The following is a 26,280-nucleotide window of genomic DNA, read 5'->3' on the forward strand; positions in this document are numbered from 1 at the left end:
TCCGCTCCGGATCGGTAATTGCCCACTCCAGCGCCTGCTGGCCGCCCAGGGACCCGCCGATAGCCAGCGCAATCTTTTCGATACCCAGGTGATCGGCCAGTAGCTGATGTGCGGCGGCCAGGTCGCGGACCGTAAATTGCGGGAAAGATAAATAAAAAGGCTGACCCGTGACCGGATCGGTGCTGAGCGGATTGGTGGTACCGTATGGCGATCCGATAACATTGGCGCAGATGATGAAATGCTCACGCGGATTAAACAGGTCCTGCGTGCCGAATAAGCCCGGCCACCAATCGAACACGTCCGAGTTGCCCGTTAATGCATGGCAGACCCATACCACATTGTCTTTTGCGGCATTTAACTGTCCATAGGTGTGGTAAGCGATCTCCAGGCTCTGGAGGTGTTTTCCGCTCTCCAGCCTGAATGCGTTAGGGTACCTGAACGTGTTTGCTATGCTCATTGCACGGTAAAAGGGGAGGGCACTATGTGCCCTTTATTTAATTTTGTCAAACGCCTGTTGCAGGTCTGCCTTGATGTCATCGACATGTTCAATGCCAACAGCCAGCCGCAATTCACCCGGATAAACACCTGCCTCCTGCTGTTCCTGGGCACTAAGCTGTTGGTGCGTCGTGGCAGCAGGGTGAATAATAAGCGTTTTGGTGTCGCCTACGTTGGCCAAGTGGCTGATCAGTTTCAGGTTGTCTATCAGTGCATTGGCCTTGTCTGCCCCACCCTTGATGGCAAAAGAGAGCACGCTGCCGAAACCATTTTTCAGGTATTTCTGTGCATTAGCATGGTTCGGGTTGTTTTTCAGGCCGGGATAGTTCACTTTTTCAACATCCGGGTGGCTGTCCAGCCAGGTAGCAATTTCCAGGGTGTTGTCTACGTGACGTTGTACGCGTAATGACAGTGTTTCAAGTCCCTGTAACAGCAGAAATGCGTTGAATGGGGATAGAGCCGGACCGAAATCACGAAGTCCTTCTACACGCGCGCGGATGATGAACTGAATATTCCCGAGCGGACTGTCCACACCGAATACGTCGCTGAACACCAATCCATGGTAACCCTCAGAAGGTTCGCTGAATTGCTTGTATTTGCCGTTCCCCCAATTATAGTTTCCACCGTCCACGATGATACCGCCAATGCTGGTTCCATGACCGCCAATCCACTTTGTGGCCGCCTGGACCACCACGTGGGCACCGTGTTCCAGTGGTTTGAAAAGATAGCCTGCAGCACCGAATGTATTGTCGACGATCAATGGTAAATCATATTTTTTCGCAATAGCTGCAATACGCTCAAAATCCGGAATGCTATAGCTGGGGTTGCCGATGGTTTCCGCGTAAATGGCTTTGGTTTTATCGTCAATGGCCGCCTCAATGTTTTCCGGACTGTCATCTTTTGCAAACCTTGCTTCAATGCCCAGTCGTTTAAATGATACTTTGAACTGGTTATAAGTACCTCCATATAAACTCGATGTGGTAACGAAATTTTCACCGCTTTCCAGAATATTGGTGAGGGCAATAAACTGTGCCGATTGACCGGAGGCGACCGCCAATCCGGCTACTCCGCCTTCCAATGCAGCGACGCGTTTTTCGAATACGTCGGTCGTCGGGTTCATAATCCGTGTGTAGATGTTGCCAAATTCCTTGAGTGCAAATAGGTTGGCGCCATGCTCAGCGTTATTGAATACGAACGAAGTCGTCTGGTAAATCGGTACGGCCCTGGAGCCTGTGGTGGGATCTGCTTCCTGTCCGGCGTGTACCTGTAATGTTTCAAATTTTAGATTTTCATTTGCCATGTTGTATGTTTTTATTGTTTATTTAAAAGTAGATAATTTAATATAAAAAGTATAGCGCATATCACCCAACGGGGATAGGCCGGTTATTGGTTGCATGTATTGTTGGATTAACAGCACGGACAGCCAATGTGCGCCGTACTGCCACACATTCGCCGGTTCGGAATGATACTACAGACCGGTGTGTTTGCTTGATGCGCCAGTTTTTGGGTGGCTGATTTACTGTTAATTAAGCGGATATTCATTGTCTGTTAATTTATATGCTCCCAAGCGATATTGATCGGGACAGGAATTGGCACCTTTTTCAACGATGTGAATGGTTGCCAGTGGGTCACGGAGCCAGTCTCTCGCCACTTCTTTATAAATCAAGATCCCGGAAAAGGAATTGATTTTTGTGTGTAACCACACAATGGAACAAAGATAAGCCGCCCGATTTGGTTGTGCAAGGTTTTTTTGATTTTTTTGTGGCAGCTAAATTGTCATTATCGCTAACATGATCACCTATGAAGATTTCATTTAATACCGCCGCATTGCTTTTTCCAGCGATCAGCCTGATCATGCTGGCTTATACAAACCGGTTTCTGGCATTGGCGGCGCTGGTGCGGAGTTTACATGCGAAGTATCTTGATCATCAGAAAAGCGGCGTATTGCACGGGCAGATCAAGAATCTTCGGTACCGATTAAAACTGATCAAGAACATGCAGGCCATGGGTGTGCTCAGCTTTGTTTCCTGCATTGCGTGTATGTATTGCATTTATCGGGAGCAGGACTACCTTTCGGAACTTACCTTTGCGCTGAGCCTCCTGTTCTTTACCATTTCATTGATGATTTCCCTGCTTGAAATCCAGTTGAGCAACAAGGCGCTGGAGCTGGAGTTGAGCGATATGGAAGAGGATGGTTAATGGCTTGCCGGTTTTGTTTAAAAACGCGACATAGTTCCGACGAGCAACCAGCAAAAAAACCGCCTCCATTTGGAGGCGGTTCGCTCATTTAAGTTTATCGGATGGTTAGTTACAAAACTAAATTACCTGACGAACAACAACTCGCGCAGCTTAGGCAGCGGCCATTTGCGGTCATCCACGATCTGTTCGAGCTTGTTCAGGTGGTAGCGGATTTTGTCAAAATAAGGCTTTACCTTTTCGTCATAGGCAATGGCCCTGTCGCGCATATCTTCCAACACGTTGGCTTTTTTACGTTCCTGGCGCATCGCTTCCGCATCTAGAAGAATGGTGTTGATGTGGCTCGAGATGCGTTCGATAAGGTTTAATTGCGAGCCATATGCACCATCTTTAAAACCCAGTTCCTTCAGTCCCTTAACATTCACAATTAAATCGTTCTGGTAATCAAATGCTGCCGGCGCAATCAGGCTGTTCACGATTTCACCGATAACACGGGCCTCTATCTGGATTTTTTTGAAGTAATTCTCCAATAGGATTTCGTGGCGTGCTTCACCTTCGCGTTTGTTGAAGATGTTCAGTTTTTCGAATAATTTCTCTGTTTTTTCACTGACATATACATCCAGCGCTTTCGGTGTAGTCTTAATGTTGGAAAGTCCGCGTTTTTGCGCTTCATCTTCCCATGCCTGGCTATATCCGTTGCCCTCAAAGCGAATGGCCTTGGACTCCTTGATGTATTTGCGTACAACATTCAGCAGCGCCAGGTCTTTCTTGGTGCCCTTTTTGATCTGCTTGTCAACCTCTGATTTGAATTCGATCAGCTGATTAGCGACAATGGCATTCAGTACGGTCATTGGCTCGGCGCTGTTGGCAGACGAACCTACGGCGCGGAACTCGAATTTATTTCCCGTAAACGCAAACGGCGAAGTACGGTTGCGGTCGGTATTGTCCAGTTGCAGCTCCGGAATTTTCGGAATGCCATGCCAAAGCATGTTTTCTGACTTGACCTTTTTGGCTACCCGTGCGGTTTCCACTTCGTCCAGTACGGCATTGAGCTGGCTGCCCAGGAAAATGGAAATGATTGCCGGCGGAGCCTCATTTGCACCGAGGCGATGGTCGTTGCTTGCGCTGGCGATGGATGCCCGTAACAAATCGGCGTACTCGTGTACGGCTTTGATGACGTTAACAAAAAACGTCAGGAACATCAGGTTATTCTTCGGGGTCTTGCCAGGGGACAACAGGTTGATCCCGGTGTTGGTAATCAGCGACCAGTTATTGTGCTTGCCCGAACCATTGATGTCTGCATAGGGCTTCTCGTGGATTAATACTTTGAACTTATGACGGAGTGCCACTTGGTCCATGAGGTTTAGCAGGAGTTGGTTGTGGTCGATGGCCAGGTTAATTTCCTCGAACATCGGCGCACATTCGAATTGCGAGGGGGCTACCTCATTATGGCGTGTTTTTAATGGAATACCTAATTTAAGCGCCTCCTGTTCCAGGTCAACCATAAATGCCAGTACACGCTCCGGTATCGCACCGAAATAGTGGTCTTCCAGCTGCTGGCCTTTTGCTGACATGTGTCCAAATAAAGTGCGTCCGGTAAATTGCAGGTCGGGCCGTGCGTTGAAGAGTGAAAGGTCAACCAGAAAATACTCCTGCTCGATGCCCAGGGATGCAAATACTTTGGTTACTGATTTGTCGAAAAAACCGGCTACGTCCACGGCTGCTTTATCCAGGGCGTTCATCGTTTTCAGCAGGGGAGCTTTATAATCCAGTGCTTCACCGGTGTACGATACAAAAATGGTCGGAATGCAAAGCGTTTTGCTGCCGCCGGTCTCAAAAATAAATGCGGGAGAGGAGGGGTCCCACCCGGTATAGCCGCGTGCTTCAAAGGTGTTGCGGATCCCGCCGCTTGGGAAACTGGATGCATCGGGCTCCTGCTGGACCAGCGCGCTGGCCGTGAATTTCTCAATGGCCGATCCATCGGGTAACGGTTCAAAAAATGCGTCGTGTTTTTCTGCTGTTGCCCCGGTCAGCGGCTGAAACCAATGTGTGTAGTGTGTTGCGCCGTGCCCAATCGCCCAGCTTTTCATTGCCTGTGAAATGTGCTCTGCCAGGTCATGGCTGATGGAACGACCGGCATCAACCGTCTCAATCAATTCCTCATACGCATTTTTCGGAAGGTAATCCTTCATCTTAGACGTAGTGAATACGTTTCTTCCGAAATCCTGAGAAGGTTTGATTTTTTCTCTTGTTTTGATGCTGTCTAAGCGGGAAATGGCAGCTTCGACTGCCTTAAATCTTAGTCCTGACATTTTTTTATTTTTATTTTTTTATTGTTTTACTGATATTTTTAAAATTTCGATCAATTATCGAAAAAAAAATTCATATTTCATCAAATTATTTAATGAAAACATAAATATTTATAATTATTGATGCTCATTTTGTGTTTTTGTTGATTTTTTGATGGGTTTTCGGGAGTGAATAACTGTTTTTGTTGAATGAATGAATTAAATACAGCGATAAACATTCCGACTTTGTGAATTGAAACATATAAGCTCACGCGTCCAAGCGTGCTGGAATTGTATTATTTTAGCTGGGCTTTCGTCAGCTATTATCAAATCGTGTATTTTTACGCAATGTTGAATTTAAAAATAAATACGTGGCAATCAGTTTAAGTGTTAACCAGGTTAGCAAGGCATACCGGAGCGGGGGACAATCGTTGACGGTTTTACATGATATTAATTTTGAAATCGAGGAAGCATCCACCGCTGCCATTATTGGTCCTTCCGGCAGTGGTAAAACCACCCTGCTGGGATTGTGTGCTGGGCTCGATAGGGTGACAACCGGAAGTATTGTCTTGAACGGTATTGTACTGGACAAATTGACGGAGGATGAACGGGCAGGCGTACGTAACCGCCACGTAGGGTTTGTGTTTCAGAATTTTCAACTGCTGCCAACGCTGACTGCGCTTGAAAATATCATGGTCCCGCTCGAACTGCGTGGCGAGCGGAATGGTAAGGCGAAGGCCCTTTCATTACTAGATAAAGTGGGACTGGCCGATCGTGGACATCATTATCCTCTGCAATTATCCGGAGGCGAACAGCAACGGATTTCCATTGCAAGAGCGTTTTCCAATTCGCCGAAGATTCTTTTTGCCGATGAACCTACCGGAAACCTGGATGCGGATACCAGCGAACACATCGAACGCTTGTTGTTTGCATTGAACGAAGACACGGGTACCACACTGGTGCTTGTAACCCACGACCCCGAGTTGGCCGCGCGAACCCAGCGGGTTATCCGCATGAAGGGTGGCGCTATCCTTTCTGACACACCGACACAAACCGGTAACTCGTAATATGCAGCCAAGTCCATATCATACAGGTTTAGCGTGGCTGGTTAAGATGGCCTGGCGCGATAGCCGTAGAAACCGATCCCGCCTTTTTTTATTTGTATCCTCGATTATCATCGGCATTGCAGCCCTAGTTGCCATTTATTCATTTGGCGATAACCTGGAAAAAGATATCGATAACCAGGCGGCCACATTGATTGGTGCCGACCTGGTGCTACATACCAATCGCATCCTGACCGACGAGGGCGAGGCAATTGTCGACTCAATCCGGCAGCTGAGCCGGTCGGTTTCCGAAGAACAGCAGTTTGCTTCGATGGTGATGTTTCAGCGGAACGGGGGGACAAGACTCGTACAGGTGCGTGCACTGGGAGGCGATTTCCCCTATTATGGTGAGCTGGAAACCGTACCGCAGGCGGCTGGAACCGCATTTCGTCAGGGCCGACAGGCATTGGTGGATAAAACATTGATGTTGCAGTTTGATGCACAGGTAGGCGACTCGATAAAGGTGGGCAGTGTATCTTTTGCCATTGCCGGGATACTGCAACGTGCCCCGGGGCAAAATGGTATTTCCACTTCAGTGGCCCCGGCGGTCTTTATTCCGCTGGCTGACCTGCCGGCAACAGGACTGAATCAAAAAGGAAGCCGGATCAATTACGATTATTATTTTCAGTTTGACGGCCGCGTGGATGCAGATGCGCTCGTCAGTGAACTGGATTCCATACTGGAGATTCAGCGCATAGATTCCGAAACCATTGCCTCACAGAAGCGGGAAACCGGCCGGTCATTTGCCGATATGAATAATTTTCTGTCGCTGGTGGGTTTTGTAGCATTGTTGCTGGGTTGTATTGGCGTGTCGAGTGCCATTCATATCTATATTAAGGAGAAACTCCATAGTATTGCTATACTGCGGTGTTTGGGGGCAACTGCCTTGCAGGCATTTTTGATTTACCTGATCCAGGTGCTCGGGATCGGCTTTCTGGGATCCCTGATCGGGGCGCTGCTGGGGACACTCATCCAGCAGTTACTGCCTATTGTATTCCGCGATTTTTTACCGGTATCAATAAGCAGCGAGATCTCCTGGTGGTCCATCGTCCAGGGCGTTGGCCTGGGTATTTGGATATCGGTCCTGTTTGCGTTACTGCCGTTAATCCGTATCCGGAACTTTACGCCGCTGAATACACTCCGTGTGTCGCTTGATGTGCCCCATATCACCAGGGACAAATGGAGCTGGATGGTTTATGGCCTGATCGTATTTTTTATATTTGGTTACGCCTTTCTACAATTGGACGGACTGGTGGAAACCCTCAGCTTTACCGCGGGTGTAGTTGCCGCATTCCTGCTCCTGTATGCTGCTGCGAATCTACTGATTTCATTGGTTAGGCGGTTTTTCCCGGCTTCATGGAGTTACCTCTGGCGCCAGGGGCTCTCGAACCTCTTTCGCCCGAACAATCAGACCGCGATTCTCGTAGTAGCTATCGGATTGGGTACGGCTTTTATTGCCCTGCTGTTTTTGGTGCAGCACATGCTGATTGCCCGGGTTACGCTGTCGTCAAGTGAAAATCAGCCGAACATGGTGTTGTTTGATATCCAGTCGTCGCAGCGCGCCGACGTTGCCCGGTTGGTGCGAGAACAGCAATTGCCGGTATTGGACGAGGTGCCCATTATCACGGTCCAGCTTGAAGCCATCAACGGAATAACCGCGGACGACGCGCGACGGGACAGCACCCTGGAGGTATCCCGTAGGGCGTTAGGTGGCGAGCTTAGGGTGACTTACCGCGAGCAATTAAGTGATTCAGAAAAGATTACCGCCGGTAAATGGGTGGGCCGCGTGGACAAGGGAGGTCCTGCCATCGTATCGCTGGAAACGGACTATGCGGAACGTATTCACGTTAAAATAGGGGACAGCCTGCTGTTCAATGTACAGGGAGTGCGTGTTCCGGCTGTGGTAGGCAGCTTCCGGGAGGTCGATTGGAACCGGGTCCAGACCAATTTCAGGCTGATTTTCCCCGTTGGTGTTATCGATCATGCCCCGCAGTTCCATGTGCTGATGACCCGTGTACCCGACGAAGCAACCTCCGCAAGGATACAGCAGGCTGTGGTGCAGCAGTTTCCCAACGTATCCATTATCGACCTGGGACTTATTCTGTCCATACTGGATGAAATTCTGGAGAAGATCGGTTTCGTCATCCGCTTTATGGGCGGGTTCAGTATCCTGACCGGTTTCGTCGTACTGATTGCTTCGGTCATGATCAGTAAGTATCAACGGATGCGGGAAAATGTACTGCTGCGTACGATGGGAGCCTCCCAGCGGCAACTGCTGGCCATTACCGCGCTGGAGTATCTTTTCCTGGGCCTGATTGCTTCGCTTGTCGGTATTTTTCTGGCGCTTACTGGCGGCTGGGCGTTGGCCTTTTTCAGCTTTGAAGTACCCTTTGCGCCCGATATCGTGACAATGGCGCTCCTGTTAGTGTGTGTCACGGCATCGACTGTCGTGATTGGGCTGCTGAATAGCCGGGGTGTGATTAACCGGCCGCCGTTGGAAATCCTCCGCCGGGACAGCTAACCACAATAAGCATTTTAAATGCCCGCCATTGAATTAAACGGCTTTCTGCGTTAAGGCATATTCAGGATATAGTCCAGGATGGCCGCCGCAGTAGGGCTTACCGGTTCCGCTGTGTTGGACAGCACCACAATAGCCACTCTCCGATCGGGAGAGAAGGCAACAAAACTGCTGCTTCCGCCTGTTTCACCTGAGTGGCGGTACGTCAGGCTTCCGCCGATAAGGTTCATCTGCCAGGCCAGGCCAATATCGGTATCAGGTGGCGTAAAAAAGGTAAATTCACGCGTTAAGGCCAGTGCGTTTTCCAGGGCTGTTTCGGGTAGCTTGAAATGGGCCCTGGTATAACGTAATAGGTCGGAAACGGTGGACTTCAGGGACCTTACTGCGGTCATGGGTTCGTTGAATGTCCAATGCGGCGTTTCAGTTCCCTTTTCGTTGTAGCCTTTTGCAAGATACTGTTGGGCGGTATCGGGTTGTGCGGTTGTGTTGTTCAGCTCCAGCGGTGTTCCAATTATTTCCCGGACCAGTTCTGCAAATGATTTTCCGCTTACTGTCGACAGGATATCGCCAAGTATGCCGTACCCGAGGTTGCTGTATGCGTATATGGAATCGGGTGCTATGTCAGCTTCGTAGGTTTTAAGGAAAGCATATAAATGCGCACGTGTATAACCTTCGTATGGGTTGCCGGGATGTGCTGCGGCCATGCGTTCCAGATTGGCGGGTAGCCGCGGCAAGCCCGATGTATGATTGGCCAGCTGCTTCAGTGTGATTTGCTGAAGGCTGGGATTAACTGCCAGCGAATCGGGCAGGTACTTGGTAATGGGGTCGTCTAAATTAAGAAGTTCCTGCTGTGCAAAATAAGCCAGTAATGTGGCAGTAAACGTTTTCGTAATAGAACCGATTTCAAACAACGTGTTTTCATCGGGTAACCGTTTGTTCTCCGCTTCGGTCTCTCCATAAAAATAACTGTGGGTCTTCCCGTTGCTGATAATGCCAATGGCCAGCGCATGTGTGTTCCCTTTCCGGGAATAGCCAAGGGCAACGGAGTCAACAAAGCGATCGAGGCCGGATGCTGCGGTACTGGCCGGAACGACCGGACCCGTCTGTGCCGGAAGCGGCTGTTTATAGGGTTGGAACAAAAATGTCTCGATGTTATTTGCGCTGTCCAATCCCAGCACCAATTGCTGAGGGGCACTGATAAAGTTCAGTTTATAAGTGCCTGCGTTTTTCTCATAACCGATCATCTCGGCCGATTGTATTCGACCCAACGGATAAAGCTGCTGTTCCATCACCGTTCGGAAGGCTTCGGCCGATAATGACTGTTTGAACTTGGCGCTGGCCAACGCATAAATGGAATCGGTTTCCTGTAGGTTGAAATGATATTCCACTTTATTGAATACAGCCTGGTTGATTTGTTGTCGAGCTTCCTCCTCTTGTGCAAGGGTAATGGTGGCAATGGGTAAGAGCAGCAGCAGGAAGCAGCAAATGCGATTTACGGTTTTAAACATACAGCAAAATTACAGGAATCCGGATTACATTCCTAATAATTGTTTGAGGCGTGCATAGCCGGTTTTGCTGACATTGATTTTCTGTCCCGTATCAAGAATGGCAAGGTACCCTTCCTTTTCGTATGATTCGAGGCGGGTAATATGCGCGACCCGGATCAGGAAGGAGCGGTGTACGCGGACAAACTGCATCGGGTTTAATTGCCTTTCGAAGGAAGCCATTGTTTTATTCTTCAGGTACGTACCATCACTGGTATGTATCCGTACATAATCGTCATCCGCTTCCAGGTAGATGATGCTTTCCACGGGAATGATTTTGATGGCATGGCCGGTTTTTACAACCACGCGTTCCAGCCTCGGCGAATGCGATACGTCGTCTAATAGTTGTTGGGTAGCGTCGCCCACACCCTGCAATGGCTTACGGTCGAGCAGCTTGGCCATTGCCTCATCGAATCTCTTTTTTGTGATCGGCTTAAGCAGGTAGTCAACCGCGTGCTGTTCAAAAGCCCGGATGGCGTATTCATCAAATGCCGTTGTAAAGATGATGAATGGCTTTACGTCAATGATCTCCAGCAGCTCGAAGCCATTGATTTTCGGCATCTGGATATCCAGAAAGACAACATCGGGCTGATGCTGCATAATCGCCTTGGCGCCTTCAAATCCGTCGTTGCACTCGGCCACGATCTCCACTTGTGGATAACCTTCCAGGTATTCACTCAGTATGCTGCGCGCCAGCGGCTCGTCATCTACCAGTATCGCCTTGATCATGTGGGTATTTCTGGGGTATACGTATGATGCTGGTAAAGATATGTTTTGTGGCATTGGTTTCCAACAGGTCTGTACGCCCAAATAATAAAAATAAGCGCCGCTGGACTCCCCGCAATCCGAAACCGGTACCTTTCCGCGGATTGTTGTTCTTGCTGTCGTATGGGTTTTTTACCCGGATAACCAACAACTGATCCTCACATGCTCCGTCAACACTGATCATCACGTTCCCCGTGGTGTCATAAAGCCCGAATTTGATGGCGTTCTCAACCAGGGGCTGTATAATCATCGCAGGCAGTTCCATCGCGTGACATTCTTCGGAATAGGTTAGCTGTGTCGTCAGTCGATGGCCAAACCGGACCTTTTCAATCTCAAGGTATAGTTGCAGGTGGTCCAATTCGTCTTTAAAGGGAATAAATTGCTGGTCGTCTTTACGCAGGGTACCCCGAAGGAAGTCGGAAAGCTGAAATGTCATATTCCGGGCCTCTTCCGGCTTTCGCCCAATGAGCGCGATAATGGAATTAAGGCTGTTGAACAGGAAGTGCGGCTGCAGCTGTTGCCGCAGGTTGTAAAGTTCGGCTTCACGGGCAAGCCGTTCGGCATCGGCTTTACGCTGTTCATTTTCCTTGTATTCCTGCTGAATGTTCCACAGGATATTAATCATGGCCATCCAGGCGATCAGCAGCGAATTGATGAAGAACCGCAGTGGGAGAGAAGTGTCCAGCCTGGCAAGATAAGCCTGGTCCGGAACGATGTACAACAACGTCCACCGGGTAGCCGAGATACTGATTGCCGCCAGTACCAGTCCCCAAACAACAATATACCCGAATTTTTCTTTCCTTGGAAGGTAATAATTCAAGGCGTTGGCAATAATATAACAGCACAGCGTGATCCACGTGGCGCTGATCAGGCTATCGTGCAGGGCAAATTCAAAATCGGAGTCGAACCACCACAGTAAACCGGTCTGGATTAATGCATAAGCAACCCAGATGATAAAACAGCTGATGTTGACCAATCGTTGTTTGGAAGAAGTGTATGGTGTGGTATTCACTGACTACGTTCTTTCCGGTTCATGGATGCGGTTATATGCTTTTGATGGTAACACCTCCGAATATAGATGTTCCCCTGATGTAAACCGTCCGCTGTTCGTCCTGGGGAATGCCCTGGATAAACCGTCGGTCATCTACCTCGCCGAAGACGGACACGACTTCAGATTGGATCTTCCAATGTGCCGGCACAATGATCTTGGTACCGGCAAACAGCTGGAAAATATCAATGATCACCGGCGACTGGATATCGGCCTGTATCAGGTTGATGTCCGTGCCGCCGAAAATATTGACTAGCTCGCCGCCGGTGAAGTTTTTGGATATCACAATTTTCTTCACCTCGCTGAATACAGCGGTGGATTTCACGTAATCATCGGTAGTAAAATTGGTTTTATTTTTTCTGTCCTCCGGCTGATCAAAGGTGCCCTCGGCCTCCGGACCGGCAAAAGCGCCGGCAGTTCCTTCATTTCCGGGAGGGGGCTGGTTGCCGTCGGCGTCGTCGGGCACCCGTTTATCCCACCTGTAATCATCCGGCCGCGTGCGACCCCGGCCCGGCCGGTCGCGGAATGGGTGATGCCCGCGGCGCTTATCCAGCAGCAGCCAAAGACCAATCCCGATAATGACTAACGGCCAGAGAAACGGACCCATATTAAAATGGGTGATTCGTTGGATGAGAAAGAAAACGCCGATTCCGAGCATCATGAACCCCGCAGGGTTTTTGAAATTCGATTTTCCACAGATAACCAGGCCGATGACGACAAGTACCATGGGCCAGCTGATCAACCAATCAGGCACAAGCCAGTCCATGTCAAGTTTACCCGCGAGGAGTACCGCGCCGATGGCCACGATAATGATTCCCGCCCACATTCTGCCGGAACTCGTGCCGCTGTGCCTGGGATGCTGTTGTTTATTCATTTGTTTGTTTAGTTATTCGCCTTCGGGGGCATACATTTCAAAGGTAACCCAATTTCTTCCGATGTACAATGATTATTAGGCGATCCATTGACGAAGCTCGGTGAAACGGCTTTTTTTCTCGGCTAACGGCGTGTTTAGTGCACGATTAGCGGCCCTAAAAGCATGTGTTTATCCGTGTCTAAAAATATTTTTATTTTTTGCAAATAGTTGTATTAATCAAAGGATTTCCTTTATATTTATCCCGATTCTGAGAACAAAACAATTAAATAAGCTTAACAATGGGAGATTTTGACAACAAAGAGCGTGAAGAGGTTTTTTCAAAAAAAGTAAGGGCAGGAAAGCGGACTTATTTTTTTGATGTGAAGGCAACCCGGTCTAATGACTACTATGTTACCATCACAGAAAGCAAGAAACGGTTTGAAGACGGCGTATTCATTAAGCACAAAATATTCTTATATAAAGAGGATTTTGAAAAATTTGCGGAAGGGCTGAATGATGTGGTAGAATATATTAAAGCCAATCAGGAGGTCGTAGAGAAACGCTACGAGCCGGGTTATGATAACGGCGCATTGACTGCAGAAGAAGACGGGGATTCAAAAGATGAATTTTCTTTTTAACCGGAAATAATAGACTAACGGGGAGCCTTGCAATGCTGTGAGGCTTTTTTTTATTAAACCAATTGATTATGCGTTGGAAAGGCAGTAGACAAAGCTCCAATTTTGAGGACCGCAGAGGAATGTCGTCCGGTGGAAAGCTCGCGCTTGGGGGTGTTGGCGGGATCGTGGTCCTGCTCATCGGCCTTTTCCTGGGCGGGGATCCCCAGCAGCTGCTCCAACAGTTGCAGACAACGGATACACAAACGAGTGGACCTGTTGAAATCAGTGCCGAGGAGGCTGAACTAACCGAATTCGTGCGGGTGGTGCTGGCCAGCACCGAAGACGTGTGGGGCACGATCTACGCAACAGCCGGAGAAGATTTCCGGCCCGCTACATTGGTGCTCTATCGCGATGGTACACAAACCGGTGGGTGTGGCATGGGTGCATCAGCCTATGGCCCATTTTATTGTCCGGCAGACGAGAAGGTATACATCGATCTGGATTTTAACGATGAGCTACGGAATCGGTTTGGTGCAACCGGCGAGTTTGCCATGGCCTATGTGCTGGCGCACGAGGTTGGTCACCATATCCAAAAGCTGACCGGTGCGATGGACCGTGTACAGGCTGCCAGGCAACAGCTCAGCGAAACGGAATATAACCGGGTTCAGGTCATGCTGGAACTGCAGGCCGATTTTTATGCGGGCGTCTGGGCGCATCACGCTAATAAGCAGTCGGAAGTCCGCCTGGAATATGACGATATTCGCGACGGCATGGACGCCGCTGCCGCCGTGGGCGATGACCGCCTGCAGATGCAAGCGCAGGGACGAGTGGTTCCCGAGGCATTTACCCACGGTACATCCGAGCAACGCGCTTACTGGTTTAAGAAGGGGTATGATACCGGCGATGTTAACCAGGGCGATACATTCAGCGATCCCAGCCTGCAATAGGAGCTACTGGATCAACAGGTTGCATCCCCGGATATCACTTTGATCGAAACGACCCAATACTTCGAAGGTTCCGTCGTCATGCATTTTTCCCAGATCCTGGGTGGCGATGAATGCACAGGAATGTATATTGGCTAAATCAATCACATTGACGGCACCGGTTTTACCAATGCCCAGTCCGCTGAACGGGTCGTTGGTGTCCCGTATCAGGATTTTCATCCAGGGCGGAGGGAGAAAACGGCCATCCCGGGCCGCGTAAGCCTGCGACAGTAATTCGGTCATTCCGTATTCGGAATGGATTTGTTCCACGTTAAACCCCTTACGTAATCGTTCGTGCACCTCTTCGCGGATCATTTCTCGCCGCCTGCCTTTCATGCCGCCGGTTTCCATGACGGTAAGGCCAGGGAAATCGACCCCATGGGTTTCGACAAAGTCGAGCAGCGCATAAGTGACGCCAATCAATAGGGTAGGGACATCCCTGGCTTTCAGTTCAAGCAGGGCGTCACGCAGCGCGCCATGATCATACAGAAAATAACCGCTTTGCGGGTGGTCGCTTTGCCGGATTAGGTCGTCGACCATGTAGATCAACGACGATCCTTCCCTTTCTGAATAGGAAGGAAGCAATGCCAGTACGGCGCGGTCGTGCGGCTGCCCGTAAAATTGTTCAAATGCCGTACGGAAACTCTGCCGGTAAATTGCGGCATCCGCCACATAATGTTTGCTTTGCACGCTCCCCGTCGTCCCCGAGCTGCTGAATACAACCTCGGCATCCCGGTCAGCTGAGTATACACGATGATGCTTAAAAAATTCAATGGGCAGGAAAGGAATAGCAGCAACGGATTGAACGACTTCTGGTGCCACACCCAGGAGTGATAGATAGTCGGCGTAAACGGCACACCGGCTTGCCTGGAGTGCAAATACTTCCAGGCAAGCCCGGTTGAAATCGGAAATGGATTTAATGGCGAAAATACGATCTGCTAAATCCATAGCCAGCTGAACGGATGGGTTAACTTACAACATTCCGCCGCATACCGAAAGCACCTGCCCGTTGATGTAGGAAGCAAGATCGGATGCGAGGAACAGGCATGCATTTGCCACGTCTTCCGTTTCGCCGGCCCGCTTGAGCGGGATGCCCTGTTCCCAGCCTTCGACCACCTTGGGATCAAGGACGTCTGTCATTTCTGTGCGGATAAAGCCGGGTGCGATTACATTGGTGCGGATATTCCGTGAACCGAGCTCTTTTGCCGCGGATTTGGAAAAGCCGATAATCCCTGCTTTTGATGCCGCGTAATTGGCCTGTCCGGCATTGCCCTGTACGCCCACAACCGAACTCATGTTGATGAATACGCCGCTACGGTTTTTCATCATCACCCTGGAAGCGGCTTTGGTAACATTAAATACCGACTTCAGGTTAATATTAATCACATCGTCCCATTGTGCTTCCGTCATGCGGAGCAGGAGCCCGTCTTTTGTGATGCCTGCATTATTCACCACGATGTCCAGCGTGCCGAATTCAGAAACAATGGAATCGATTAATTTCTCCGCTTCATCAAATTTGGACGCATCTGAACGGAAGCCTTTTATTTTGGTGCCGTAAGCCTGCAACTCCTGCTCAAGTGCCTGCCCCTTTTCCACAGATGACAGGTAGGTAAATGCCACGTTGGCACCCTGTTCGGCAAATTTTTGGGCGATTGTACGGCCAATTCCCTTGGAGGCGCCGGTAACCAATGCGGTTTTTCCTTCGAGTAACTTCATCATTATTTTCTACATTAAGGTTGGCTGCAAACTTAACAAAATGTTTCTGTTCTTAACGTGCGGTGTTTTCACACATTTTCAGTGCCTGCTGAACTTCCTCCTGCGAATAAAAGCCTTCGGTATTGCCAAAGGTATTGCCGATATAGGTAAGAATATAGGCAATTTCGATGGGGGTGAGCTGCGGCATCGCCGGCATTTCCCCATTAAACGCTTTTCCGCCAACCTCGATGGGACCCGAAAGTCCGTGCTTGATGAAGCACGCCAGCTGGTCCCGGTGTTCATGCAGGTAACTGCTGTCGGTAAGCGGCGGATACAGGGCACCGAGTCCCTCGCCTTTAGCGCCGTGGCAATTTTGACAATGGGAGGTATACAATTTCTGGCCATTCGCCGTGTACTGTGCTTTCCGTATCGCTTCTTCACCCTGGCACGACTGCAGTAGCAGGTATAGGGATAAAGCGGCAAAAGCCAGGTATACGTAGCCGTTTCTTCGCATTATTCGTTCGCTTTCAGCAAGATTTCCAGGTCGCTCCGCAACAATTCCACCTGCGCTTTGTCCGTGCCGTCATAGGCACCCCGGATGTGTTTATCCTTGTCTACCAACAGGAAATATCCCGAATGATCAAATCCTCCCGGTACATTGCTGTCTTCTTTCGCGTATACCATATAGCTGTCGGCCAGGCCATAGATCTCCGCCTTTGTGCCCGTAACAAACTGCCACTGGTCGTTGGTTACACCCAGTTTCTGGGCATAAGCCTTCAATACAGCCGGCGAATCGTGCTTGAAGTCGAGGCTGTGCGAAAGGAACTTCACCCGTGGGTCGCCCTTATACTCGTTGTAAACTTCAAGCAGGTTGCGCTGCATGATCGGGCAAATGCTCGGGCAGCTTGTAAAGAAGAAGTCGGCGATGTACACGCTGTTGTCAAACAGCTGGCTGCTGATGCGTACACTGTCCTGGTTCAGCAGCTGAAAATCGGGAATCTGATGGTATATGGTGTCGGTCACGATTTTTCCGTCCACTTCTTTTTCTACCGGCTCACGTGAGCCTAATATGGGGAGCTTCTCCGTGCCGGAGCCGCTGCATCCGGAGCTAAAGGCCATGGCAAGACCGAATAACCCCGCAATAAAATGAGTTTTTTGCATGTTATATTGTAAAAAAACAGTCCACTTACTGGAAAGGTGCCAATTGATCCGCACTTTCCTTGGCTACTTCTTCGAAGACCTGCTTCAATTGAGTGACTTTATCAATCTCCTGTTCATAATAGGTTTTGATTTCCGTAGCTGTTTTATTTTGTGGATCGGTATCAAAATCTGTCATCCATTCCATCATGGAATCGGTGGCATTTTCCAGTTTGCCTTTCAGGGCCGTTAACTCGGTACGGGCCTGTGCGGTATCCAGGTTCGCATGTGTTTGCTTCAGCTGGGGTAAATGATCCAGCAGGGAATCGATTCTGACTGTATTACGGTCGAACGTGCTGATCTGAGGCATGATCTCGTCATGTACCGCAATCGCCTGGTCGCGTAATTGTTTAATTTCGGCGTCGTCGTTGCTTCCGCCATTACATGCGGCAAAAAGTAGGAGCGCAAAGCCGGCGGTGGGAATTTTTTTCATGAGCGTTAATCTTGTTTACGCTTCAAATATAGGCAAAATAGGCGCATTTATATTGATTTTTCAGCGTAATATTCCTGATGATCATCGTGGTGGACCGTAATCACGTCAGCCAGAATCAGGTTGACGAGCATTTGCCGGATTTCCCGTTTGGAAAGCCGTAGACTGGCTGACAGTTCCGGGAGAGGCGACTTCGGGTGCGCCTGTAGGTAGGCCAATAATTTCTTTTCCTTATCCGTATATCGGATTAAAGTACCTTTTGTGCCGTTTTTCCGGTGGAGCACATCAACGGTTACTTTGCCCGCCAACAGGCTTTTGTCAGCTACCCGGATATACACCCACCAATTTTTATTTTCGTCAAGTGCATAGTGAGGCTTGGTATCGCTCTCGTCGATATCCACCACGAGCACCAGCTTATCATCAACGTACACCTCCTCAAAACTCGGTTCAATGGCCGGCCGGCAATACAGATTTCCCGCCCGCTGGAGCATGTATTTTTCTTCCTCTTCATTTTTCACTCCCTTGACCATCCCGTCATCGGCAACGCCAACCAATAGTTTGCCTCCTTTATTGTTGGCAAAAGCGACCAGTGTCTTGGCAATTTTTTCACAACTGCTGATCTTGTTTTTAAAATCAAGCTGTTCGCCCTCGCCTTGCAGTATTAATGTTTTTATCGTCACGTGCCGTGGTCTGTTTTATAGCTGGCCATCATTTTCATTCCCCGCGATCATAATGATGCAGTTTTATTGATTACCGCCTAATTTAGTCAGAAAATCTGAAAAGGGGAAACGTTTTAACGCCGTGCCTGTCCGTCGGTGTACCGGTCATTTTTTTAAGTGTTGGCCGATGCTGATTTTTTTCGCGTAAAATTTTATTTTAGCGGTGTTTATGTATTATTGAAATGACCAACGAAAACCTGAAAGCGCGTGCGCATACAAAAAATACCCTGCTATTGGTATTAGTTGCTGCCCTTGGCTATTTTGTCGATATCTATGACCTGGTGATTTTTTCCATCGTGCGCGTACAGAGTTTCCGTGATATCGGGATTCCGGAGTCAGATATGCGTATGGACGGCGAATACGTGCTCAATATGCAGATGGGGGGATTGTTGCTGGGCGGGATTTTATGGGGTGTGCTGGGCGACAAGTTTGGACGTGTAAAAGTGCTTTTCGGCTCTATTTTGATGTATTCGCTGGCCAATATCGCCAATGGATTTGTGAACGACATACATACGTATGCCGTGATCCGCTTTGTCGCCGGGGTCGGCCTGGCAGGTGAACTCGGTGCGGGTATCACGCTGGTAAGCGAAAGTATGAGTAAAGACAAACGCGGTTACGGAACCATGATTATCGCGGCGGTTGGTGTGCTAGGGGCTGCGGTAGCTTATTATGTTTCGGAAGTGTTTGATTGGCGCAATGCGTACCTCGTGGGAGGGGGAATGGGGCTGCTGTTGCTTGTATTGCGATTGGGCACATTTGAATCGGGCTTGTTTAAGGGAGTCGAGCATGCGCAGCAGGTTGCCAAGGGAAAACTGAGTATGCTTTTTACGGATGGCGACCGGTTTAAACGGTATATCTATTGTTTACTCATTGGATTGCCCATCTGGTTTGTTGTTGGCATCCTGGTTACCCAGGCACCTGAATTCGGCAAAGCACTGGGCGCCCCCGTTACGCTGAGCGCCGGCAAAGGCATCCTGTTTTCTTATTTGGGAATCTCCCTGGGCGATATCATCGCCGGGCTGCTCGCACAGCTTACCAAGTCGCGTAAACTGGCCGTTTTTCTTTTTCAGCTATTGATTATTGCATCAACCGTCTGGTACCTAAGCAGCGAGGGACTGACGCCGCAGCGTTTCCACTGGATCTCGTTTTTCATGGGGATTGCCATCGGCTATTGGGCTACGTTTGTTACTATCGCTTCCGAACAGTTTGGTACCAACCTACGGGCTACGGTGGCTACTACCGCACCGAATTTTGTGCGCGGCGCATTGATTCCGTCCACCATACTGTTTGAGTTTTTTGCGAACCACCTGGGCATCATTACGGCCGCCTATGTCATGGTTTTCCTGCTGACCGGAGTAGCTATTTTTGCATTAAGCCAGCTAAAGGAAAGCTTTAATAAGGATTTAAATTATATTGAGGAATGAACAATGAAATCTGCTGATAAACAAATCCTTATGGGGTTGTTCTCAGCAGCCGAATCGGACCTGTCGGACGCCCCGCACCGAACGAACGTTTACGAGTTGGTGGGTGCTGGATGAGATGTTACTGTGTGGTGACGGTCGGATGGAAATCCTGCAGGTGCTGGAATGCAGATTTCCTAAAGCAAAGAGCGTGGTATACGGTACCCGATTTTTTAGCGAATGGGTTGAATATCCCGTCGCTGTAGACCTGACATATCCAAAAACTGGCCAATGGACGAATTAGCCCGCCGCGTTTGCCTGCTCTTTCAATAATCCAGCAGGCTGCCGGCTGTCAGCGTTTCGGACACTTCTTGCAGCGTTTTCCCTTTTTATACTTCTTACAGCATTTCTTGAAATCGCAGCCGCAGAACGGATGACAGGGGTTCAGTCCTTTATGGCTGGCCGGATCGGTGAAGTAAGCCGAAGTCGCCTGCCGGTCCGTTAATTCAAAATCACACACTCCATTCATGGTTTGCAAAGATAGTAAAACGAATTTATTTAGAAAAATTCCATATTACTGTATGCGCCACATTTCCAGGCCGGTTCAGCACGGTACAACTTGCATACTGCCGTTTTTTTTCCTAACTTGTGTACTACGATACCAATTGACGTCAGATGATCAATAAAACGGTACATCACGCGGCGGATGCCCTCCACGATATTACTGACGGCATGACCTTACTGCTGGGCGGGTTCGGTTTATGCGGAATTCCCGAAAACTGCATCCGGGAACTGGCTCGGAAGGGGGTAACTAACCTCACCTGCATTTCAAACAATGCCGGGGTCGATGATTTTGGTATCGGAATGTTATTACGGAATCGACAGGTAGCTAAAATGATTGCTTCTTACGTTGGTGAGAATGCGGAATTTGAGCGGCAGCTCCTGAGCGGGGAACTGGAAGTAGAGCTGGTGCCTCAGGGTACATTGGCCACTCGCTGCCTGGCGGCGGGATATGGGATGCCGGCCGTTTTTACCCCCGCAGGCGTGGGTACCGAGGTTGCCGAAGGAAAGGAGGTCCGCCGTTTCCACGGGCGGGATTACCTCATGGAAATGGCCTTTGATGCCGATTTTGCATTGGTTAAGGCCTGGAAAGGCGATACAGCCGGTAATCTTATCTATCGGATGACAGCCCGCAATTTCAATCCGGTGATGGCCATGGCCGGTAAAATTACCGTGGCCGAGGTAGAGGAGCTGGTGGAAGCAGGGACACTTGATCCCGATCAGATCCATACGCCCGGTATTTACGTTCATCGGATTTTCCAGGGGGTTGATTATGAAAAGCGGATTGAACAACGAACTGTCCGTCAAAAAGCCTGATAATGCTCGATAAAAATGGAATAGCGAAACGCATTGCCCGCGAAATCAGTGATGGCTATTATGTCAACCTGGGTATTGGTATCCCCACACTGGTGGCGAACTATATACCCGATAATATTCACGTAGTGCTCCAGTCGGAAAATGGCCTCCTGGGCATGGGCGGATTTCCCATGGAAGGCGAGGAGGACCCCGACCTGATCAATGCAGGAAAACAAACCATTACCATGCAGCCCGGAGCAGCAGTATTCGATTCGGCGATGAGTTTCGGAATGATCCGTTCGCAGAAGGTGGACCTGACCATTCTCGGCGCCATGGAGGTCTCCGAATACGGTGACATCGCCAACTGGAAGATTCCCGGCAAAATGGTGAAAGGTATGGGAGGAGCCATGGACTTGGTGGCGTCGGCTAAGCGGATTATCGTAGCCATGCAGCAGGTTAATAAAGCCGGGGAAAGCAAACTGCTGCCTGCGTGTACCCTGCCGCTGACCGGGGTGCGCTGCATTAACCGGATCGTGACTGAAATGGCGGTATTTGAAGTGGATACCGAAGCCGGGGGCTTCCGGCTGCTGGAACGGGCGCCCGGTGTGAGCGTGGACGAAATCCGGAACGCAACCGCCGGAAAATTCATTGCTACCGGTGAAGAGCCGGAGATGGCCCTGTAGCGAAAAACCGCCTTTCACTTCCGGGCGGAAAGCACCTTTTCCCGCAGTTCAACTGATATTTCATTGGTGATGGCCACAATGGGAGCCGGGTCGTCGGTGTTGTTGATGATAATCCGGTCGCACTGATCGCGGAAAGGCAATAAATATTGCCGGTAGGCGGGCAGCACGTGGTTAATCCATTTATAACGGACGTCGTCGGCTGAATATCCCCGCTCCACCAGATCCCGTCTTAACCGGCGCCGGAGCGCAATCTCATCTTCGGCATGCAGGAATATACGGTGATTCAGCAGTTTGTTGATTTCTTCATAATAAAAGATAAATAACCCCTCGACGATCAGGATAGGGGCCGGCCGGATCTCAAGCATGCTGGGTTTGATTGCCGGGTTGTTAAATGTGTAGGCTTCCTTATACACCACCTGGCCTTCAAAAAGCAAACGGATATCGTGATGAAAGGCGTTCCGGTCGATGGCTGTCGGCAGATCAAAATTATACAATTTGTTCTCTTCCTGTGTTTTGGTATTAGCCGGAATATAGTAATCGTCCTGTGAGATCAGGGTAACCTCATGCGGGGCAAAGTGGTCAAGAAAACAATTCAGGAAAAAAGTCTTCCCCGATCCGCTGCTTCCTGCAATCCCGATTACATAAGGAGGCTTACTCATGCGGATGCCGATTGAATGCGCCGTTAATCTTCGGAAACGTTTGGTGTGCCGTATGCAATTTCCACCTGGAAACGGCGGTCCAATACGCCAATGAGGTTGGCGGCCGATTTTGATATCACGATGATTGCGTCTTTTGTTTCCGCGCTGTCGTTGAATTTGCCGACAACTTTGGCAAAGGTCGTCCGGTTGGTCATTGGGTTGGTAATTTTGACTACCGTGCCCACAGGAGCCGTTTTATGTAAAGCCAGCATATTGCCACCTACCTGGTTCAGGTCGTCGATCCATACACCGATCCCTTTCTCGGTCATTTCCCGGATGCCATAGCGGTTTGCAGGGAGCTCCGGAGCGGATGCCACGCCGGATGAATCGTCGCTGATGATATCGGATAACGCCGTTGATGGCTCCACCGCTGGCAGCTCTTTGTTTGGCACTTTAATGAGGGTGCCCTCTTCCAGTAGTTCTGTTTCGTCAGTAAGCCCGTTAGCCCTTTTGATGGTTCCCACGGAGATCATAAACCGCTTGGAAATAATGGCCAGTGTTTCTCCCCGACTCACTTTGTAGGTGGTGTAATCCTGCGGTGCAAGGTTAGGGACGGCAGGCCGCTCGCCGGTTGCGGTATTGCGTTGCGTGCGGTTTCCTGATGCCACCGCCGGTGGCGTATCGCCCACGGGGATGCGCAGGGTGTCGCCGACTTTCAACGCTTTGTTGTTGTTCGCAGCAATTAGCTGTTTCACCGGAACCTGATAGTGCCTGCCCAGGCCATAATACGTTTCTTTCGGGGTCAGTTTATGGATAATGACTTTCTGGCCATTTATGAACTCCACACCAATGGAATCAATTGGTGCGGCGTTTGCCGAAAAAAGGCAACAGCCAAAAACAAAAAACATCAGAAGATAAAAAGGACGAAGGTTGCTGCTATATATGCTGTTCATGGTAAATGCTGTACAATTATAGTAAATACGAAACAATTTCCTGTTTATTATCACCAATCAGGAATATTTGACTGCCGATCATAAAGAATAGTTCGGGGATCATTTTCGTTAACCCCGTAATGACAATGCGCTCATCGATAAGTCCGGAGGTATGGGACACTGCCAGCCTGATCCGGTAGCCCGGTCCGGCCGTTTCATGGAATGCCCAGACCTCGTAAGATCCGGCCTTGCAGTAATGGAGATCGCCATGGATGGCATAATGGGCCAAAAAATCTGGATATTTACCCGTATAGGGGTGTGGAATACGCAGGGGTTCGCCGGAAGGCTGGTCCTGTTGTTGCGTCGGTTGCTGCCGTAACGGTGTTCCATCCGTTACCTGAAGGTGTTCTTCATATCCTGCAGAGAAATTTCGGTGGCGCGCAAGCAATGTGTCACCCTGTATTGCGAGCAGCGTATAGTTGAACTGTTCCCACATGATTTCTCCATCGGTTGCATTAATACAGGCAATACCCGCACTGTCCGGACTTTGCGCGCCGTAAGCCCTTAGCAAAAGCAGGCCGTTTATGATCCCCGCCAGGGTCCAGTTGCGATCGCCATACGGAAATTCCGCCAAACAGGTATTCCCCGAAGAATAACGGAATACCGAAAAATGAGGCTTGCCCGAAGCGGCGTCGCGCGTCTCCACGGCCATCAATCCGGAGCGAGTGTCAACCTCCATGCGCCATATCAGTCCCAAAAAACTTTTCTGGAACGCGGTTTTTAACTTATATTTATCCATGAATGCGATGGTGCCGCTATATTCCAGCGGTGCCATATCCGCTTCAAAAATATAACGATCTGTGTAAAATGTACAAAAAAATAGCATTATTAAGCTGGTTGCTGTTAATATTGGCGGTATCTGTGCACGCACAACGGGCCTATCGATTTGATTTAAAGGACGATATCGGCCCCAATGCGTGGCGGACGGTAAAAAATGCCTATTCGGTAGCAGCGGAGTCAGGCGCCGAGTTGATTTTAATAGAGCTGAATACTTACGGCGGGATGGTGAATTTCGCTGATTCGATTCGGAGTCGCATACTGGATTCTCCGTTGGAAACGGTCGTGTTTATAAACCACAATGCTGCGTCGGCAGGGGCACTTATTTCGCTGGCCGCCAATCGGATTTACATGAGTAACGGGTCCAGCATCGGCGCAGCAAGCGTAGTAAACCAGTCCGGCGAAATTATGCCGGAGAAATACCAGTCGTATATGCGCGGACTCATGCGCGCGACTGCTGAAGCGAGGGGCCGGGACCCGAAAATAGCCGAGGCATTCGTGGATGGCGAAGTGGCGCTACCCGGCATCAAGCCGGCGGGTAAAATCCTGACACTCACCTCCGCCGAGGCATTGAAAATCGGATTAATCGAAGCCGAAGTCAGTTCAGTTGCTGACGTACTCGCTGCCGAAGGCGTGGATCTGTCGCAGGTAACCGTCCACCGGATAACGGTGATCGACCAGCTCATCGGCTTCCTGATTAATCCGGCCGTAAGTGGTATACTGATTCTCCTGATCATCGGGGGGATTTATTTTGAAATGCAGACACCGGGTATCGGCTTTGCGCTGGTGATCGCCATAATAGCCGCAGTGTTGTTTTTTGCACCCCTTTACATTCAGGGGCTGGCAGACAATTGGGAGATCGCGTTGTTTGTGGCCGGCATTGTTCTCGTCCTGCTGGAAGTGTTCGTGATTCCCGGTTTTGGCGTGGCTGGTATACTGGGCATTGTCTTTCTGGTCTGTGGCCTCGCATTCAGTCTGGTATTTAACGATTATTTCAATTTCACCGTTGTGGCACCCGGCATGCTGTTCAATGCATTTCTGCTTGTTATTGTTTCCATGGTCATGGCGATCGTGCTCCTCGTGGTGTTTGGTAAAAGCATGCTGAATACCCGGGCATTCAGGCGCCTGGTCCTGCAGGATGAACAGCGGGCCGTGGAAGGGTACACGTCGTCGAAGATGGATCTCGAGCTGGTCAATAAAAGCGGTATTGCCAAAACGGTACTGCGGCCTTCGGGGAAAGTCGAAATTGAAGGCAAGTGGTACGATGCCGTGGCGCTGGACGGGTTCATCGATATCGGCGAAGAAATTTATGTGGAGCGCCAGGCAAACTATAATCTCTTTGTCAGAAAAAGACGTGAAACCTGATGCCAAGCCAAACTTTTGGTATTTTTAGCTGTTAATCTGTAAACATTAAATCCAAAGATCATGAACCCGAAAGTAATCAGTTTAGAAGAAAAGAAATTAAAGCCCGTAGTAGACCACTTGAATGATTTGCTGGCCAACTACCACATTCATTACCAAAAGCTTCGGGGCTGCCATTGGAATGTGCGGGGCAATCATTTTTTTACCCTGCATGCCAAATTTGAGGAATTGTATACGAATGCCCTGACTACCATAGATGAACTTGCAGAACGTATCCTGACCCTTGGTAAACCACCACTCAGTACGTTTAAGGATTACACTAGCCAATCGGATATCAAAGAAATCGATACCATTGGCATGAAAGACGTGGACATGGTTAAAGCCGTTATTGACGACCTCGAGACACTTATTGCTATGCAGCGTGACCTTCTCGAAATTACTTCCGCTGCGGAAGACGAAGGAACGAACGACATGGTGAATGCCTTTATGCAGTTTAACGAAAAACAGAACTGGATGCTGCGTGCATTTGTCAACCGGTCATAATAGCAGACCCATCCAATTGATTCAAAATAAAAAGGGACAGTCCGGCACGGACTGTCCCTTTTTGATAGGTTGTTAAAG

General features: G+C 49.5%; 26 protein-coding genes and 1 riboswitch. Of the genes, 10 read left to right on the top strand and 16 right to left on the bottom strand.

Annotated elements, in window-relative coordinates:
* Together ABWO75_RS04570 and ABWO75_RS04575 are read right to left on the bottom strand one after the other, a co-directional pair.
* Window positions 1-457: alpha/beta fold hydrolase (locus ABWO75_RS04570; protein ID WP_353183028.1), on the bottom strand; the 457-nt coding region annotated here is incomplete at its 3' end.
* Between the two features lie 33 nt (window positions 458-490).
* On the bottom strand, window positions 491-1,795 hold the full coding sequence (locus ABWO75_RS04575; RefSeq protein WP_353183030.1) for an O-acetylhomoserine aminocarboxypropyltransferase/cysteine synthase family protein: 1,305 nt from the start codon (window positions 1,793-1,795) through the stop codon (window positions 491-493).
* 250 nt (window positions 1,796-2,045) lie between these two features.
* A riboswitch (SAM riboswitch) is annotated at window positions 2,046-2,159 on the bottom strand.
* Between the two features lie 136 nt (window positions 2,160-2,295).
* Here ABWO75_RS04575 and ABWO75_RS04580 point away from each other — a divergent pair.
* On the top strand, window positions 2,296-2,694 hold the full coding sequence (locus ABWO75_RS04580) for a DUF2721 domain-containing protein (protein ID WP_353183032.1): 399 nt from the start codon (window positions 2,296-2,298) through the stop codon (window positions 2,692-2,694).
* 122 nt (window positions 2,695-2,816) lie between these two features.
* Here ABWO75_RS04580 and ABWO75_RS04585 read toward each other — a convergent pair whose 3' ends face one another.
* Window positions 2,817-5,003: a glutamine synthetase III family protein gene (locus ABWO75_RS04585; RefSeq protein ID WP_353183034.1), complete on the bottom strand. Its 2,187-nt coding sequence runs from the start codon at window positions 5,001-5,003 to the stop codon at window positions 2,817-2,819.
* A 347-nt stretch (window positions 5,004-5,350) separates the two neighbouring features.
* Here ABWO75_RS04585 and ABWO75_RS04590 point away from each other — a divergent pair, with 347 nt between their 5' ends.
* Window positions 5,351-6,046: an ABC transporter ATP-binding protein gene (locus ABWO75_RS04590; protein WP_257656753.1), complete on the top strand. Its 696-nt coding sequence runs from the start codon at window positions 5,351-5,353 to the stop codon at window positions 6,044-6,046.
* A 1-nt stretch (window position 6,047) separates the two neighbouring features.
* Window positions 6,048-8,603, top strand: a complete 2,556-nt coding sequence (locus tag ABWO75_RS04595) for an ABC transporter permease (protein WP_353183037.1) — start codon at window positions 6,048-6,050, stop codon at window positions 8,601-8,603.
* Window positions 8,604-8,653: 50 nt separating this feature from the next.
* Here the strand turns inward: ABWO75_RS04595 and ABWO75_RS04600 are convergent, their stop codons facing one another.
* Genes ABWO75_RS04600 through ABWO75_RS04615 form a run of 4 tightly spaced genes read right to left on the bottom strand, consistent with a single transcriptional unit; the run spans window position 8,654 to window position 12,831 of the window.
* The gene (locus ABWO75_RS04600) at window positions 8,654-10,108 is read right to left on the bottom strand and encodes a serine hydrolase domain-containing protein (protein ID WP_353183039.1); all 1,455 of its coding nucleotides are present in this window, start codon (window positions 10,106-10,108) and stop codon (window positions 8,654-8,656) included.
* A gap of 24 nt (window positions 10,109-10,132) precedes the next feature.
* On the bottom strand, window positions 10,133-10,873 hold the full coding sequence (locus ABWO75_RS04605) for a LytR/AlgR family response regulator transcription factor (protein ID WP_353183041.1): 741 nt from the start codon (window positions 10,871-10,873) through the stop codon (window positions 10,133-10,135).
* Window positions 10,848-11,921 carry a sensor histidine kinase gene (locus ABWO75_RS04610; RefSeq protein ID WP_353183044.1) on the bottom strand — a complete coding sequence of 358 codons (1,074 nt, stop codon included), beginning with the start codon at window positions 11,919-11,921 and terminating at the stop codon, window positions 10,848-10,850. The genes ABWO75_RS04605 and ABWO75_RS04610 overlap by 26 nt, the downstream gene beginning before the upstream one ends.
* A gap of 31 nt (window positions 11,922-11,952) precedes the next feature.
* Window positions 11,953-12,831: a LiaF transmembrane domain-containing protein gene (locus ABWO75_RS04615; protein WP_353183046.1), complete on the bottom strand. Its 879-nt coding sequence runs from the start codon at window positions 12,829-12,831 to the stop codon at window positions 11,953-11,955.
* A gap of 278 nt (window positions 12,832-13,109) precedes the next feature.
* Between ABWO75_RS04615 and ABWO75_RS04620 the strand changes: the two genes are divergently transcribed.
* Both ABWO75_RS04620 and ypfJ read left to right on the top strand, forming a co-directional pair.
* Window positions 13,110-13,448, top strand: a complete 339-nt coding sequence (locus ABWO75_RS04620; RefSeq protein WP_257656747.1) for a DUF3276 family protein — start codon at window positions 13,110-13,112, stop codon at window positions 13,446-13,448.
* A gap of 68 nt (window positions 13,449-13,516) precedes the next feature.
* On the top strand, window positions 13,517-14,374 hold the full coding sequence (ypfJ, locus tag ABWO75_RS04625; protein WP_353183048.1) for a KPN_02809 family neutral zinc metallopeptidase: 858 nt from the start codon (window positions 13,517-13,519) through the stop codon (window positions 14,372-14,374).
* A gap of 3 nt (window positions 14,375-14,377) precedes the next feature.
* Here ypfJ and ABWO75_RS04630 read toward each other — a convergent pair whose 3' ends face one another.
* The 6 genes from ABWO75_RS04630 to ABWO75_RS04655 are packed head-to-tail and all read right to left on the bottom strand — an operon-like array spanning window position 14,378 to window position 18,412.
* Complete coding sequence (locus tag ABWO75_RS04630) at window positions 14,378-15,358, bottom strand: long-chain-fatty-acid--protein ligase (RefSeq protein WP_353183051.1); 981 nt, start codon at window positions 15,356-15,358, stop codon at window positions 14,378-14,380.
* Window positions 15,359-15,382: 24 nt separating this feature from the next.
* Complete coding sequence (gene fabG / locus ABWO75_RS04635) at window positions 15,383-16,126, bottom strand: 3-oxoacyl-[acyl-carrier-protein] reductase (RefSeq protein WP_353183115.1); 744 nt, start codon at window positions 16,124-16,126, stop codon at window positions 15,383-15,385.
* A 52-nt stretch (window positions 16,127-16,178) separates the two neighbouring features.
* Entirely contained in the window at window positions 16,179-16,619 is a 441-nt protein-coding gene (locus tag ABWO75_RS04640) for a c-type cytochrome (RefSeq protein ID WP_353183053.1), read from the bottom strand.
* On the bottom strand, window positions 16,619-17,266 hold the full coding sequence (locus ABWO75_RS04645) for an SCO family protein (protein WP_353183055.1): 648 nt from the start codon (window positions 17,264-17,266) through the stop codon (window positions 16,619-16,621). The genes ABWO75_RS04640 and ABWO75_RS04645 overlap by 1 nt, the downstream gene beginning before the upstream one ends.
* Window positions 17,267-17,291: 25 nt before the next feature.
* Entirely contained in the window at window positions 17,292-17,735 is a 444-nt protein-coding gene (locus tag ABWO75_RS04650) for a transposase (RefSeq protein ID WP_353183057.1), read from the bottom strand.
* 47 nt (window positions 17,736-17,782) lie between these two features.
* A complete protein-coding gene (locus tag ABWO75_RS04655; RefSeq protein ID WP_353183059.1) occupies window positions 17,783-18,412 on the bottom strand; it encodes an AlbA family DNA-binding domain-containing protein in 630 nt (209 codons plus the stop codon).
* A gap of 221 nt (window positions 18,413-18,633) precedes the next feature.
* Between ABWO75_RS04655 and ABWO75_RS04660 the strand changes: the two genes are divergently transcribed.
* The 3 genes from ABWO75_RS04660 to ABWO75_RS04670 all read left to right on the top strand — a co-directional run bounded on the left by ABWO75_RS04660 (window position 18,634) and on the right by ABWO75_RS04670 (window position 21,890).
* Window positions 18,634-19,875 carry an MFS transporter gene (locus ABWO75_RS04660; RefSeq protein ID WP_353183061.1) on the top strand — a complete coding sequence of 414 codons (1,242 nt, stop codon included), beginning with the start codon at window positions 18,634-18,636 and terminating at the stop codon, window positions 19,873-19,875.
* 651 nt (window positions 19,876-20,526) lie between these two features.
* The gene (locus ABWO75_RS04665; RefSeq protein ID WP_353183063.1) at window positions 20,527-21,228 is read left to right on the top strand and encodes a CoA transferase subunit A; all 702 of its coding nucleotides are present in this window, start codon (window positions 20,527-20,529) and stop codon (window positions 21,226-21,228) included.
* Between the two features lie 2 nt (window positions 21,229-21,230).
* Window positions 21,231-21,890 carry a 3-oxoacid CoA-transferase subunit B gene (locus ABWO75_RS04670; RefSeq protein ID WP_353183065.1) on the top strand — a complete coding sequence of 220 codons (660 nt, stop codon included), beginning with the start codon at window positions 21,231-21,233 and terminating at the stop codon, window positions 21,888-21,890.
* 14 nt (window positions 21,891-21,904) lie between these two features.
* Here the strand turns inward: ABWO75_RS04670 and ABWO75_RS04675 are convergent, their stop codons facing one another.
* Genes ABWO75_RS04675 through ABWO75_RS04685 form a run of 3 tightly spaced genes read right to left on the bottom strand, consistent with a single transcriptional unit; the run spans window position 21,905 to window position 24,295 of the window.
* Complete coding sequence (locus ABWO75_RS04675) at window positions 21,905-22,549, bottom strand: uridine kinase family protein (RefSeq protein ID WP_353183067.1); 645 nt, start codon at window positions 22,547-22,549, stop codon at window positions 21,905-21,907.
* A 23-nt stretch (window positions 22,550-22,572) separates the two neighbouring features.
* Window positions 22,573-23,481 (bottom strand): DPBB and LysM peptidoglycan-binding domain-containing protein, encoded by a 909-nt coding sequence (locus ABWO75_RS04680; RefSeq protein WP_353183069.1) that lies wholly within the window; start codon window positions 23,479-23,481, stop codon window positions 22,573-22,575.
* A gap of 16 nt (window positions 23,482-23,497) precedes the next feature.
* A complete protein-coding gene (locus ABWO75_RS04685; protein ID WP_353183071.1) occupies window positions 23,498-24,295 on the bottom strand; it encodes a DUF4905 domain-containing protein in 798 nt (265 codons plus the stop codon).
* Between the two features lie 32 nt (window positions 24,296-24,327).
* Between ABWO75_RS04685 and ABWO75_RS04690 the strand changes: the two genes are divergently transcribed.
* Window positions 24,328-25,662, top strand: a complete 1,335-nt coding sequence (locus ABWO75_RS04690; RefSeq protein WP_353183073.1) for an NfeD family protein — start codon at window positions 24,328-24,330, stop codon at window positions 25,660-25,662.
* A 60-nt stretch (window positions 25,663-25,722) separates the two neighbouring features.
* The gene (locus tag ABWO75_RS04695; RefSeq protein WP_353183075.1) at window positions 25,723-26,202 is read left to right on the top strand and encodes a Dps family protein; all 480 of its coding nucleotides are present in this window, start codon (window positions 25,723-25,725) and stop codon (window positions 26,200-26,202) included.
* The last annotated feature ends 78 nt before the right edge of the window (window positions 26,203-26,280 follow it).

This window comes from Parapedobacter lycopersici (assembly GCF_040395035.1).
GTDB lineage: Bacteria > Bacteroidota > Bacteroidia > Sphingobacteriales > Sphingobacteriaceae > Parapedobacter > Parapedobacter lycopersici_A.